Below are 12,247 nucleotides of genomic sequence, written 5' to 3' on the forward strand. Positions count from 1 at the left end.
GGCGCCAGATTGAAACTAGTCCGCTTTCCAGAATGCGCAATTCATTAAAAAGTTCTAAGGCTGACCGGCGCGCTGATGGCATTTGGGTTTTATCCATAATAAAAAACCCAACTATTCAACATGTTCTGATCCTCGTCATGTCGATGGCTCCACAAAAGATCAATAATTGACTCTTTTAGTCCGTTTCCAATCTGTGGAAGTTAATTAATTTCATATAGTTTGTTGTCGGACAATTGGACCGGACGCAGAGGTAGGCATGCCACAAACCACACAAAAACTGCGACTCGGCGCCCTGATCGCCCTGGTGGTGGGGTCGATGATTGGCGGCGGGATCTTTTCCTTGCCGCAGAACATGGCGGCCCGGGCCGACGCCGGGGCGATCCTTATCGGTTGGGCGATCACCGCCGTGGGCATGCTGACCCTGGCCTTCGTCTTCCAGACCCTGGCCAACCGCAAGCCTGAACTCGACTCCGGGGTGTACGCCTACGCCAAGGCCGGGTTTGGCGACTACATGGGCTTTTCGTCTGCCTGGGGCTACTGGATCAGTGCCTGGCTGGGCAACGTCGGCTACTTCGTATTGCTGTTCAGCACCCTGGGTTATTTCTTCCCGGTGTTTGGCCAGGGCAACACCCCGGTGGCCATCGCCTGCGCCTCGCTACTGCTGTGGGCCGTGCATTTCCTGGTGCTGCGCGGGATCAAGGAAGCGGCCTTCATCAACCTGCTGACCACCGTGGCCAAGATCGTGCCGCTGGTGATGTTCATCGTGATTGCCGCGGTGGCGTTCAAGGCGGACATCTTCACCCGCGACATCTGGGGCCGTGGCAACCCGAACTTCGGCGGGGTGATGGACCAGGTGCGCAACATGATGCTGGTCACGGTCTTCGTGTTCATCGGCATCGAAGGCGCCAGCGTCTATTCGGCCCGGGCCGAGAAGCGTGCGGACGTCGGCCGGGCCACGGTGATCGGCTTTATCGGCGTGCTGGCCCTGCTGGTGCTGGTCAACGTGCTGTCCCTGGGGATCATGAGCCAGCCGGAACTGGCGACCTTGCAGAACCCGTCGCTGGCGGCGGTGCTGGAACACATCGTCGGTCCTTGGGGCGCGTTGCTGATCAGCATCGGCCTGGCGGTTTCCCTGCTCGGTGCCTTGCTGTCGTGGGCGCTGCTGTGTGCCGAGATCCTGTTCGCCACGGCCCGCGACCGGACCATGCCGGCCTTCCTGAAAAAGGAAAACGCCAACCATGTGCCGGTCAACGCCCTGTGGCTGACCAACAGCATGATCCAGGTGTTCCTGCTGATCACCCTGTTCTCCGCCGGGACCTACACCAGCCTGATCTACCTCGCCTCGTCGATGATCCTGGTGCCTTACCTGTGGTCGGCGGCCTATGCGGTATTGCTCAGCGGCCGCGGCGAAACCTACGAGCAGGCCTCGGCCGAGCGCATGAAAGACCTGTGCATCGGTGGCGTGGCCCTGTGTTACGCGGTCTGGCTGTTGTACGCCGGCGGGGTCAAGTACCTGCTGCTGTCGGCCCTGCTGTATGCCCCCGGGGTGATCCTGTTCGCCAAGGCCAAGCGCGAGCAGGGCGAGCCGTTGTTCACCGGCATCGAGAAGGGCATTTTCGCTTGCGTGGTCGCCGGGGCCACCCTGGCCGCCTATGGCCTGTACAGCGGAGTACTGTCGCTGTGAGGCTGGTTTACCAGCCGCCCTATGACTGGCCGGCGATGCTGGCCTTTCTCCGGGTGCGGGCCATCGAGGGGCTGGAGACCGTCAGTGGCGACCGCTACTCGCGCAGCATCAGCCTCGATGGCGTACACGGCTGGTTCAGTGTGAGCCCGGGCGACAGCGATGCGCTGGCGCTGACCCTGCACTTTCCCGACCCGCAGGCCCACGCGCGGATCGTTGCGCGCATCCGCCGCCTGCTGGACCTGGACACCGATCTGGCGCCGATCCACCGGCAACTGTCCGCCGACCCGCTGATGGCTCGCTTGATTGCCTCGCGGCCGGGGCTGCGCGTACCCGGTGCCTGGGACGGTTTCGAGCTGGCGGTACGCGCGGTGCTGGGGCAGCAGATCACGGTGGTGGCGGCCATCCGCCTGGCGGGCAAGCTGGTGGCGCAGTATGGCCAGCCATTGAGCTGCGGGGAGGCGCCAGCGGGGTTGAGCCATGTGTTCCCCGAGCCGGGGCGGATGGCGGGCGCCGATCTGGCGAGCCTGGGCATGCCGCGCAGTCGGGGCCGAACCCTGTCCGGCGTGGCGCAGGCGCTGCTCGACGATCCGCAGCTGTTTGCCCCCAAGGCCAGCCTCGAACACAGCCTGTCGGCCTTGCGGGCGCTGTGGGGTGTCGGCGACTGGACCGCGCATTACGTGGCCCTGCGCCAATTTCGCGAAGCGGACGCCTTTCCCGCGGCGGACGTGGGCCTGCTCAATGCCCTGGCGGCGCTCGAAGGCGGACCGGTCAGCGCCAGCCAGTTGCTGGCCCGCGCCGAGGCCTGGCGGCCATGGCGCGGCTACGCGGCGCAGCATTTGTGGACGGCGTTGTAGCCCCCTGATCGCCGTTTCTGTAGCCGCTGCCGAGCCTGCGAGGCTGCGATCGAGGACGCAGTCCTCGCCAACCCTGCGCACGCGATATGAATGACGTAACGCGCGGCCTGATTTACGTCCGCTTTGCGGCCGATCGCAGCCTCGCGTTGCTCGGCAGCGGCTACAGGGTTACGCGTTACAGGCTTACCATTTCGGGCGATGGGCGCCCAGGTCGCTGGCGGGGTAAGCCCATTGCAGGGGCGTGCCGCTGATCTGCAAGGGCACTTGCAGGCGATGGGCCGGGCCCCAGGGTGTCTGCTCTACCAGCAGGCCCTGATCTTCCTGGTCTTCGCCGCGCAAGGCGGGTTCGGTGCTGCCATTGGAGTGCTCGATCAACAGCTTGGCGGTCCGCGCCAGTGACAGCCGTGCGCTGCCGGCGGCCCCGGTTTGCAGTCGTTCGGTCAGGGCGCGGATCGCGGCGGCGGCCATCAGGTAGCCGGTGGCATGGTCCAGGGCCTGCACCGGCAGCGGTACCGGTTTATCGGCCTGCCGCCAGCGCTGGCCGGCCTCGGCAATGCCGCTGCTCATCTGCACCAGGCTGTCGAAGCCGCGGCGGTTCTGCCAGGGGCCGCTCCAGCCATAGGCGTTCAGGCACACATCGATCAGCCCCGGGGCGAAGCGCTGGCGTTCGGCGGCCCCGTAGCCGAGGCGTTCCAGGGCATCGGCGCGGTAGCCGTGCAGCAGCAGATCGGCTTCCCCCAACAGGCCTTCGAAGACCTGGCGATCGGCGGCGTCGTGCAGGTTCAGCCGGGCGCAGCGTTTGCCCAGGGTGACTTCCGGGACCACGCCGGGCTCGTTCCAGTCCGGCGGGTCGATGCGCAGTACCTCGGCGCCCAGCCCGGCGAGAAAACGGCTGGCGATGGGCCCGGCCAGCACCCGGGTCAGGTCCAGCACCTTGATCCCGGCCAGGGGCCGGGCCAGCGATCCGCGCCAGGGCTGGGCGATGCTGGCATTGCGGGTCTGGTAATGCACCAGGGGCTCGGCATTCACGGCCTGCCCCTGGGGATGGGCTTGCCACTCGCTCCAGCTGCGCATCTCGGCGGCGCAGCCGCCGGCTGCGACCACCGCCTGCTCCAGGTCGCTCTTGTTCCACTGCGCGACCTTGGCGGCCATGGCCAGGCGATCCGCGACCCGACCGAGCACCTGTTCGGCCGCCCGCCGATGATGCGGTGCGTTGGTGTGCAGGCGAATCCAGCCGTCCTGGGTGGCGTAGTCGCCGGCGACCGGGTCCCACAGCGGCGGCACACTCCAGCCCAGCGGGCGCAGGGAGGTGGCGAACCAGAAGGAGGCGAGGCGCCGGTCGACGCTCAGGGCGGGCAGGCGTCCGGTCTGGCTGAGCAGCAGCTCGGCCGCCGCCTGGCCGGCCGCGGCGATGCTGGCGCTGGCCAGTTCGGTCACGGCGAAGGCCGAGGGCAGGGCGCCGCTCGAGGTCATGGCAATCGGGGTACGAGGCAAGCCCAGCGCGGCTTGAACAGACGACAGCACATCGGTCATTGCAGGCCCTCCGCAAGAGAGGGGGCAGCATAGATCAAAAGCGCGCAGTGCCGCAGTCCCCCGTAGGAGCGAAGCTTGTTCGCGATGGTCGTCAACGATGACGCCTGATCACTGGCTCAACGCGGCGCTCTCTGGTGCATCGCGAGCAAGCATCGCTCCTACAGGGGCAAGGTCAAACGCGGAACTGGTCCATCAGCTTCATCTGCTGGGTGGTCAGGGCGTTGAGCTGGCTGCTGACCTGGGCCGATTCGGTGGCCTGTTCGGTGAGGGATTCGGTCACGCTGCGGATCGCCGAGACGTTGCGGTTGACCTCTTCGGCCACCGCGCTCTGCTGTTCGGCGGCGCTGGCGATCTGCAGGTTCATGTCGCTGATCACCGTGACCGCGTCGCTGATCTTGCCCAGGGCCTGCACCGCTTGCTGGATCTGCCCGGCGTTGCTCTGGGCCTGGGCCTGGCTCGAATGCATGGTCGCCACCACGCCCCGGGTGCCGCTCTGGATGCGCTCGATCACCAGGCGGATCTCTTCCACCGAGTCCTGGGTGCGCTTGGCCAGGTTGCGCACCTCGTCGGCGACCACGGCAAAGCCGCGGCCGCTTTCCCCGGCGCGCGCCGCTTCGATGGCGGCGTTGAGGGCCAGCAGGTTGGTCTGTTCGGCAATGCTGCGGATCACCTCCAGCACCGAACCGATCTGTTCGCTGTTGACCGCCAGGGCCTCGACCTCGACCACCGCCTTGCTCACCTCCTCGGCCAGGGTGCTGATGTCGCGGGTGCTGCGTTCGATGATGGTCATGCCGTCCCTGGCCGACTGGTCGGCGCCACGGGCGGCGTTGGCGGCGTTCGAGGCACTGTTGGCGACGTCGTGGGCGGTGGCGCTCATTTCGTTGGAGGCGGTGGCCACCTGGTCGATTTCGCGGAACTGCACCTGCATGCCTTCGCTGGTCTGGCGGGCGATCTCCGAGGACTGGTCGGCGGTGCCGCGGGCGTCGGTGATGCTCTGCTTGATCTGCGCGATGGTCGGTTGCAGCTTGTCGAGGAAGCGGTTGAACCAGCCCACGAGCTCGCCCAGTTCGTCTTGCTTGCCGTACTTCAGGCGCTGGGTCAGGTCGCCGTCGCCGCTGGCGATTTCCTTGAGCATCTGCGCCACGCTGTTGATCGGCCGGGTCACGCCGGAGGCCGTCAGCCAGATCAGCAACAGGCCGATCACGCCGGCGACCGCCGCCACCAGCAGCGACACCAGGGTGCCCTGGGCCTGGGCGTCGTCGAGCACGCCCTGGAGTTTCACGGTGTCGGCCAGCAGCACTTGCTCCGGCAGGTCGATCACCACGCCCCAGGGCCGGGCGTCGGCGATCGGGCTGACCGGGTACACGGCGCGGATCAGGTCGCCCTGCTTGAGGATTTTCGGGGTAGTGCCGGCCAGCAGTTGCAGCACATCCCTGCCTTCGGCGCCGAGGGTGTCGGCGATGCCTTTGCCGACCTTGGCCGCATCGTTGCTGTAGGCGGCGAGGATGCCGCTGCCGGCGACGATCAGCATGTGCCCGGCACCGTCGAACAGCCCGCGCTGGGAGTCGGCGGCCGCGGCCTGCAGGGCATCCAGGGCGATGTCCACGCCGACCACGCCTATGACTTTGCCGTCGACGATCAGCGGCAGGGAAATGGTGGTCATCAGCATCAGCTTGCCGCCCACGGTATCGGCGTACGGGTCGAGCAGGCAGGTGCGCTTGCTGTCGCGCGGGCAGGTGTACCAGCTGTTATAGGGGGTGCCGCTGACGCTCAGGGTGGTCTTGTTCATGTCCTCTTCGACCATCACCGTGTTCAGCCCGGTGCCGCCGGCACGGCTCCAGTAACTGGCGAAGCGCCCGGCTTCGTTGGAGGCGTGGCCGGCGTCGTTGGCGAACTCGCTGTCCTTGCCGTCGAGGGCGTTGGGCTCGTAGGCGAGCCAGATGCCCAGCACCTTGGTGTTGCGTTCGAAGGCGGTTTTCAGGCTGTGGTTGAGCTCTTCACGCAGCGCCGCGGCGTCCAGCGAACGCTTGCCGGCCATGGCCCGCAGGTCGTTGATCTGGTCGGCCAGGGTGGTGATCACCAGCAGGCTCTCGCCAAAGGTTTTCTGTACCCGCACCGCCTGCTCGGCGGCCCGGGCCTGCAGCAGGTTCTGCACGCTGTCGGTGAGCATTCGCGAGCTGGAGCTGCTGACCAACTGATCGTTCTGGTTGGTCTGGTAGATGTTCATCCCGACGATCAGGCCCACCACGCCGAGCAGGCAGAGTCCGGACAACAGCACGATTTTCAGGCGAATGGACAGAGAGTCGAACATGGGGCGATCTCGTGAATGGGTAGGGGGGAGCGGTGAGTCGGATGACTCCGGTCGCCAAGTCCATTCAGCGCCATGCCCGGAACATCGGCTTGGGCGGCATTTGTCTGAGAAAAAGCCGACGAGCGGTCATGTGTTTGACATAAACGAGGAGGAGGGAGATTTCGCTGGGGGGCATGTCGCGAGCAGCCGAACGTCGACCGGCTGCTCTTGCAGAGGAATCAAGAGGCCTGGGCCAGAGCCTCCGGGCGCGACCAGATCCACAGGTTGCCCAGGCCCATGCCGGCCAGCGCCAGGTACATAGTCCAGTGATGAGTGAGCAGGCTCAGCATCAGGCCGGCGCACAGCAACATGCTGACGGTGGCGCTGACCTTGGCCCGGCGGCTGACGATCCGGCCGTTGCGCCAGTTGCTCAGGATGGGGCCGAACAGGCGATGGTTTTCCATCCAGGCGCTCAGGCGTGGCGAGCTCTTGGTCGCGGCCCAGGCGGCGAGGAGCACGAACTCGGTGGTCGGCAGGCCGGGGATGACGATGGCGATCAGGCCGATGGCCAGGCTGATGTAAGCCAGGCAGCCGAAGAACAGGCGGGAGGCCTTGGACGGAGGTCGGGTTGGGCCGGTCATGGGTTCGATGATGAGGTGACGAGCATGGGGCTCAATCCACAAGGGGTGGGAATAACGGCTGGCGCCAGCGGGTTCGTTCCTGCAGCGGGCGTGAGTCTACGCCTTCAATACAGGAACGAGGGGGCCGGCGAAAAAATCAGGCCAGTTCAGGCGCCGTGTCGTAGGCCTTTTCCAGCAGCACGGTAAAGCGGTTGAAGGCATCCAGCGCGCCTTTTTCCGCCGCAGCTTCTTCTTCTGCACTGAACGCCAGGCCGTCGAGGGTGCGGGTGAAGGTTTTCCAGCCTTCGGCGCGACCGCCGGCCGGCTCGCCCAGGTGCCGGGCACCGAAGGTTTCGCCGAGGCCCAGGCCGACTGCGCGCTTGATCAGGAACGCCGCGCCGAGCTTGGAGCCCTCGGAGACGAACAGCCAGCCCAGGGCTTCGGCCTTGCTCGGGTTCTGCACCGCGCCCGCCACCGGGGCCGGGACTTCGGTCTCCAGGTCCGCCAGGTCGGCCTTGGCCGCTTCGGCGCGGCAACGTTCTGCCAGGTCCGGGACGATGGCGATCAGCGCCGGGTCGTTGTACAGGGCGACCAGTTCCGACTGGAACAGGTACTGGGCGACGACGAAACGGGCGAAGCTGCTGGCGCTTTCGAACGGCGCGTGGGCCTTGACCAGGGCGTCGAGCCTGGCATGGGGTTCGTGGGTGATCTGGTTCAGGCGCTGGGAGCGCAGGCTCGGGCGCTGTGGGGAATCCTGGGTGGTCATGACAATGTCCTTGGTCAATGGAAATGAGAGCTACTGAAAACGAGAGCGGCTTGAAATGAGAAGCACTTGCTAACTAGACGAACAAGAAGACGCGGCACAGTAAAAAATCCTCACTGCGCCCCCTCGAAAAGCGCAGTGAGGCAGACCGGATCAGATGTCCCAGATCAGGTTGACCGCGAAGTTGCGACCCGGCTGGGTCAGGCGGTCGAGGTTGGCCGGGCTGAGCACGGCGGCTTCGCCGACGCTGTCGTAGCCGCGCACGTCATCCCACAGCCAGTACTTCTTGTCGGCCAGGTTGTAGACGCCGGCACTGACGGTGACGTCGTCGCTGACCTTGTAGAAGCCGGTCAGGTCGAGCACGCCGTAGCCCGGGGTCTTGAACTGGCTGCTGGTGCCGTCCGGGGTCTTGAAGCTGCTGCTGTCGACGCGGTCTTTCTTCTTCACCAGGGTCCAGCTGAGCAGGGCGCCGTAGTTATCCTGGTCGTAGCCCAGGCCGAACACGCCGGTCAGCGGGTTGACCGCGTTCAAGGGTTCGCCGGTGTCGTTGTTGCGACCGTAGGCATAGGCCACCGAACCCTGGGTGTACAGGCCCTGCGGCGCGCCCAGGGCGTCGAGGTTGAGCCGGCCCTTGACTTCCACGCCCTTGATGGTGGCGTGCTTGATGTTGTTGCTCTGGAACGTCAGTTCGTCGTAGCCCGGGGTCACCGCGTCTTCGTTGATGAAGTCGCGGTACTTGTTATAGAACACCGCCACGTCGAAGTTGCCGGACTCGAAGTTGCCGCGCAGGCCGGTTTCGTAGCTCTGGCTTTTCTCCGGCTTGAGGTTCGAGTTCGGTGCCACGCTGTAGCCCGTGGTGGTGTTCTCGAAGCGGCCGTACAGCGCCTTGGCGCTCGGAGTGCGGAACCCTTCGGCGTACTGGCCATACCAGGTGTACTGGTCGCTCAGGGCGTAGGTCAGGCCGAACTTGGGCGATACCCGGTGCCAGGTCTTGTTCTGGTCGCTCACCTCACCATTGCCATCGGCGGCCACTGTGTTGAGGAACTCCTGGGTGATGTGCGGCTTGAGCTGGGTGTAGTCGTAGCGCAGGCCCGGCAGGAAGGTCCACTGGTTCCAGCTGATCTGGTCCTGGGCGAACAGGCTGTAGGTGTTGATGGTCGGGTCCGGGAAGTCGCTGGACTTCTTCAGCACGTCGGACGGGCTGATGGCGCCGACCGCCGTGCAACCGCGGCCGACCGCCAGGCAGGTGCCGCTGCCGCTGCGCGAGCCGGTGACCTTTTCCTGCTTGATCGTGGTGCCGTAGGTCAGCAGGTGCTCGGTTTCACCGATGGCGAAGGCCTTGTCGGCCTGGGCGTCGAAGACCCACTGCTTTTCCTGGTAGAGGGTTTCGCGGCTGCGCATGACGTTGCGGCTGAACGGGAAGTAGTTTTCCAGGGTGCTCTGGTCGGTCTTGGCGATCTGGTAGTTCAGGCTCCACTTCACGTGGTCGGCCAGCAGGCTGTCGAGGGCGAAGTTGTTGTCCAGGCCGAAGCGTTCACGGGTGATGGTGTCGTTACCGGTACGCGAGCGGTACATGCCCAGCGGCTGGCCGGCGTTGAACGGGCCGCCCACGGCGCTTTTCTGGTTGGTGTCGCGGTCGTCCTTGTACTTCTCGTAAGTCAGGCCCAGGCGCGCGTCGTCGGCATAGTTCCAGCCGGCCTTGGCCAGCACATTGCTGGTGCGCACGTCTTCCGGGTTGGCGGCGGTACGCGCCAGGCCGGTGCCGTTGTGGCTGCCATAGGAGTCGGTTTCGTGGCCGTCGCGCTGGCTGAAGTGCAGCAGGCCGTCGAACGGGCCGCTGCGCCCGGCCACGGTGGCCGACTTCAACCAGCTGTCGTCGGCCGAGCTGTAGCCGGTCTTCAGGCGAGCGCCGACGTCCTGGCCTGGCTTGATGATGTCGTCCGGGTCGAGGGTGAAGTAGCTGACCGCGCCGCCGATGGCGTTGCTGCCGTACAGCACCGAGGCCGGGCCACGGAGGATCTCCACGCGCTTGATGATTTCCGGGTCGACGTAATTGCGCTGGGTCTTGGCATAGGGGCCGTTGAAGAAGCCGTTGGGAATCTCCACGCCGTCGACCTGGGTCAGGATGCGGTCGCCGTCGATGCCGCGGATGTTGTAGCCGCTGATGCCGCCGCCGCGCTGGCCGGCGCCTCCGACCGAAACGCCCGGCTCGTAGCGCACCAGGTCCTTGATGGTGTTGACGTTGTTGCGGTCCAGGTCCTGGCGGTCATGCACGGTCACGGTGCTGGGCACGCTGCTGACGTCCTGTTCCTGGCGCGTGGCGCTGATGGTCACCTGTTGCAGGTTCAGGGCACCGCTGCTGGCGCGTTTTTCCAGGACGATGTTGTTGGCGCCCAGCTTGCGGTAGCTCAGGTTGGTGCCCATCAGCAGGCGGTCCAGGGCTTTTTCCGGTGGCAGCGAACCGCGCACGCCCGGGGAAGCGATGCCTTCGCCCAGTTCCGCCGGCAGGCCGACCTGCCAGCCGGTGACGGCGGTAAAGGCGTTCAGCGCCGACACCAGCGGCTGCTGGTCGATGGCGAAGCTGTAGTCGCCCATGTTGCGTGCTGGCGGGGCCTTGGCCCCGGCGGTGGCGGCCATGACTGGTGCGGCCCCGGCCAGCAGGATGGCGGCGGTCAGCAGGGACAGCGTGCAGTTCTGCAGGCGGGCCTGGCGGGAGGATGAAGAGGACCGGCTGTTGAGGCGAGAGGACATCGATAGCGCTCCGTGTCGCACGAATCTTTATAGGTGCTGACTCGCATGATTAATGCGAATCAATTGCATTGGCTATAACGAGACGAACGACCGACAGCGATCGCGTAAAAATAAATGCTGCTAGTTGAGAATCACCAGCGCAGGGAACTCCTGCAGCCGCGCCGAGGTGATGTGAGCCAGGGAACGCACCACGTCCAGCGGTTGGTCGAGGCGGTAATTGCCGGTGACCGCAACATCGGCCAGGCGCTCGTTGTTGTTGACGATCCAGCCCGGGTAATACCGACGCAATTCGGCCAGCACCTGGTTCAGCGGGCAGTTCTCCAACACCAGCCGGCCCTGGACCCAGGCCAGGTCCTTGTCGAGGTCGAGCTTGGCCGGGCGGTCGAAACCGTTGGGGCCGATGCGGATGCTTTCGCCGGCCGACAGGCGCACCCGGGCATCGTCGTGAGTGGCGCGCAGGTCGACATCGCCGCGCTGCACCCGCACCTGGGCCACGCCGTCCAGGTAACGCACGGCGAAGGCGGTGTCGCGCACGCTGGCGCGTACCGGGCCGGCGTCGAGTTCCAGCGGCTGGCCGCGGCTGGCGGGGATTTCGAAGAAGGCTTCGCCCTGGTACAGGCGGGCCACGCGCTGGCGCTCGTCGATGCTGCTGGAGAAGGCCGAGTTGGTGTTGAGCAGGACTTTCGAGCCGTCCTCCAGTTGCAGGCGCTGGCGCTCGCCGACCACGGTCAGGTGATCGGCCTGCAGGCGCAGGGGCAGGTTGCTGAAACTGAACAAACCGAGGATCAGCACCGCCGCGGTCGCCAGGGGCCGCCAGTGCGGACGCAGGCGCGACAGCACACTGAGCTTGGGTTTTTGCGTGTCCAGGTTTTGCGCGCAGCGCACCACCTGCGGGCCGTTCCAGATCGCCTGGGCCTTGTCGAAGGCTGCGCTGTGCAGGGGCGAGGCGTTCAGCCAGTCATGGAATTGCCGGGTCTGCTCGGGGCTCGGGTTCTCCAGCAGGATCAGCCAGTCCAGGGCCTGGTCCATGGCTTGATCCGCGGCGCAGGGGGTGGATGTTTCCTCGTCCTGGGCGGTCGGCTGGGTGCGGTGGATGTCCGTCACGGGTGTTCCTCGGCTGTGTCTGTGCACGGCTGTTTTTTAGATGGAGAGCGCAGGGCGGTCAAGGGTAGCAAAGGGCTGCGGTTGACGCCCGTCCGGCTGGGCCTCAATGACCGTTCAAGCGCTCGGCGACGCCGATGCAGATGGCCATGATCAGCTTCAGTTCCTTTTGCACGGTGCTCTGGGAGACCTCGAGCTTCTCGGCGATCTCCAGGTAGCTGTGGCCGTGCAGGCGGCTGAGGATGAAGATCCGCTGTTGGCGCGGGCTGAGTTGGGCAAGGCTCATGTTCAGGCGTTCCAGCAACTGTTCGGCATGGGCGGCATCCTCGGCGCTGCTCAGGGGCGCGGCCACGCTTTCGACCACGTCCACCGGCACGTCTTCGAGCAGGGTGCGGGCCTGGATGCGGCGCGCGCGCAGGTGGTCGAGCGCCAGGTTGCGGGCGGTCTGGAAGACGAAGGGTTCAAGGTGCTCGATGGCCCGTTCGCTCAGGGCCCGGGTCACCCGCAGGTAGGTTTCCTGCAGCAGGTCCTCGGCGGTGCTGTGGTTGTTGACCATCCGCTCCAGCGTGCGCAGCAGCGAAACGCGCTGGGTGAGAAAGACGTGATTGAAGCGGGATTGGCTCACAACAGGACCTGGCTGATTTTTTCAGC

At 65.7% G+C, this 12,247-nt stretch carries 9 protein-coding genes; 2 read left to right on the forward strand and 7 right to left on the reverse strand.

Annotation, left to right across the window (positions count from 1 at the left end; all coding sequences use genetic code 11):
* The first annotated feature begins 256 nt into the window (after positions 1 to 256).
* Both arcD and CRO75_RS06320 read left to right on the forward strand, forming a co-directional pair.
* On the forward strand, positions 257 to 1,684 hold the full coding sequence (gene arcD, locus CRO75_RS06315; RefSeq protein ID WP_097134762.1) for an arginine-ornithine antiporter: 1,428 nt from the start codon (positions 257 to 259) through the stop codon (positions 1,682 to 1,684).
* On the forward strand, positions 1,681 to 2,538 hold the full coding sequence (locus tag CRO75_RS06320; protein WP_097134763.1) for an AlkA N-terminal domain-containing protein: 858 nt from the start codon (positions 1,681 to 1,683) through the stop codon (positions 2,536 to 2,538). Before arcD ends, CRO75_RS06320 begins: the two co-directional genes overlap by 4 nt.
* A gap of 183 nt (positions 2,539 to 2,721) precedes the next feature.
* On the opposite strand, the gene CRO75_RS06325 is transcribed toward CRO75_RS06320, so the two are convergent.
* The 7 genes from CRO75_RS06325 to CRO75_RS06355 form a co-directional block, all read right to left on the reverse strand.
* On the reverse strand, positions 2,722 to 4,071 hold the full coding sequence (locus tag CRO75_RS06325; RefSeq protein WP_097134764.1) for a CoA transferase: 1,350 nt from the start codon (positions 4,069 to 4,071) through the stop codon (positions 2,722 to 2,724).
* A 172-nt stretch (positions 4,072 to 4,243) separates the two neighbouring features.
* Positions 4,244 to 6,382, reverse strand: a complete 2,139-nt coding sequence (locus CRO75_RS06330; RefSeq protein WP_097134765.1) for a methyl-accepting chemotaxis protein — start codon at positions 6,380 to 6,382, stop codon at positions 4,244 to 4,246.
* A 218-nt stretch (positions 6,383 to 6,600) separates the two neighbouring features.
* Complete coding sequence (locus CRO75_RS06335) at positions 6,601 to 7,002, reverse strand: YbaN family protein (protein ID WP_097134766.1); 402 nt, start codon at positions 7,000 to 7,002, stop codon at positions 6,601 to 6,603.
* A 136-nt stretch (positions 7,003 to 7,138) separates the two neighbouring features.
* Positions 7,139 to 7,747: a biliverdin-producing heme oxygenase gene (locus CRO75_RS06340; protein ID WP_097134767.1), complete on the reverse strand. Its 609-nt coding sequence runs from the start codon at positions 7,745 to 7,747 to the stop codon at positions 7,139 to 7,141.
* Positions 7,748 to 7,897: 150 nt separating this feature from the next.
* The gene (locus CRO75_RS06345; protein WP_097134768.1) at positions 7,898 to 10,495 is read right to left on the reverse strand and encodes a TonB-dependent receptor; all 2,598 of its coding nucleotides are present in this window, start codon (positions 10,493 to 10,495) and stop codon (positions 7,898 to 7,900) included.
* 120 nt (positions 10,496 to 10,615) lie between these two features.
* Positions 10,616 to 11,599 carry a FecR domain-containing protein gene (locus CRO75_RS06350; RefSeq protein WP_097134769.1) on the reverse strand — a complete coding sequence of 328 codons (984 nt, stop codon included), beginning with the start codon at positions 11,597 to 11,599 and terminating at the stop codon, positions 10,616 to 10,618.
* 103 nt (positions 11,600 to 11,702) lie between these two features.
* Complete coding sequence (locus CRO75_RS06355; RefSeq protein WP_009045237.1) at positions 11,703 to 12,221, reverse strand: sigma-70 family RNA polymerase sigma factor; 519 nt, start codon at positions 12,219 to 12,221, stop codon at positions 11,703 to 11,705.
* Positions 12,222 to 12,247 lie beyond the last annotated feature (26 nt).

Source organism: Pseudomonas sp. LAMO17WK12:I10 (assembly GCF_900215185.1).
Classification (GTDB): Bacteria; Pseudomonadota; Gammaproteobacteria; order Pseudomonadales; family Pseudomonadaceae; genus Aquipseudomonas; species Aquipseudomonas chlororaphis.

What these genes read in the sequence shown, in the direction of transcription:
- arcD (WP_097134762.1), top strand. Translation starts at nt 257, where the DNA reads ATGCCACAAACCACACAAAAACTGCGACTCGGCGCCCTGATCGCCCTG.
- CRO75_RS06340 (WP_097134767.1), bottom strand. Translation starts at nt 7,747, where the DNA reads ATGACCACCCAGGATTCCCCACAGCGCCCGAGCCTGCGCTCCCAGCGC.
- CRO75_RS06335 (WP_097134766.1), bottom strand. Translation starts at nt 7,002, where the DNA reads ATGACCGGCCCAACCCGACCTCCGTCCAAGGCCTCCCGCCTGTTCTTC.
- CRO75_RS06345 (WP_097134768.1), bottom strand. Translation starts at nt 10,495, where the DNA reads ATGTCCTCTCGCCTCAACAGCCGGTCCTCTTCATCCTCCCGCCAGGCC.
- CRO75_RS06325 (WP_097134764.1), bottom strand. Translation starts at nt 4,071, where the DNA reads ATGACCGATGTGCTGTCGTCTGTTCAAGCCGCGCTGGGCTTGCCTCGT.
- CRO75_RS06330 (WP_097134765.1), bottom strand. Translation starts at nt 6,382, where the DNA reads ATGTTCGACTCTCTGTCCATTCGCCTGAAAATCGTGCTGTTGTCCGGA.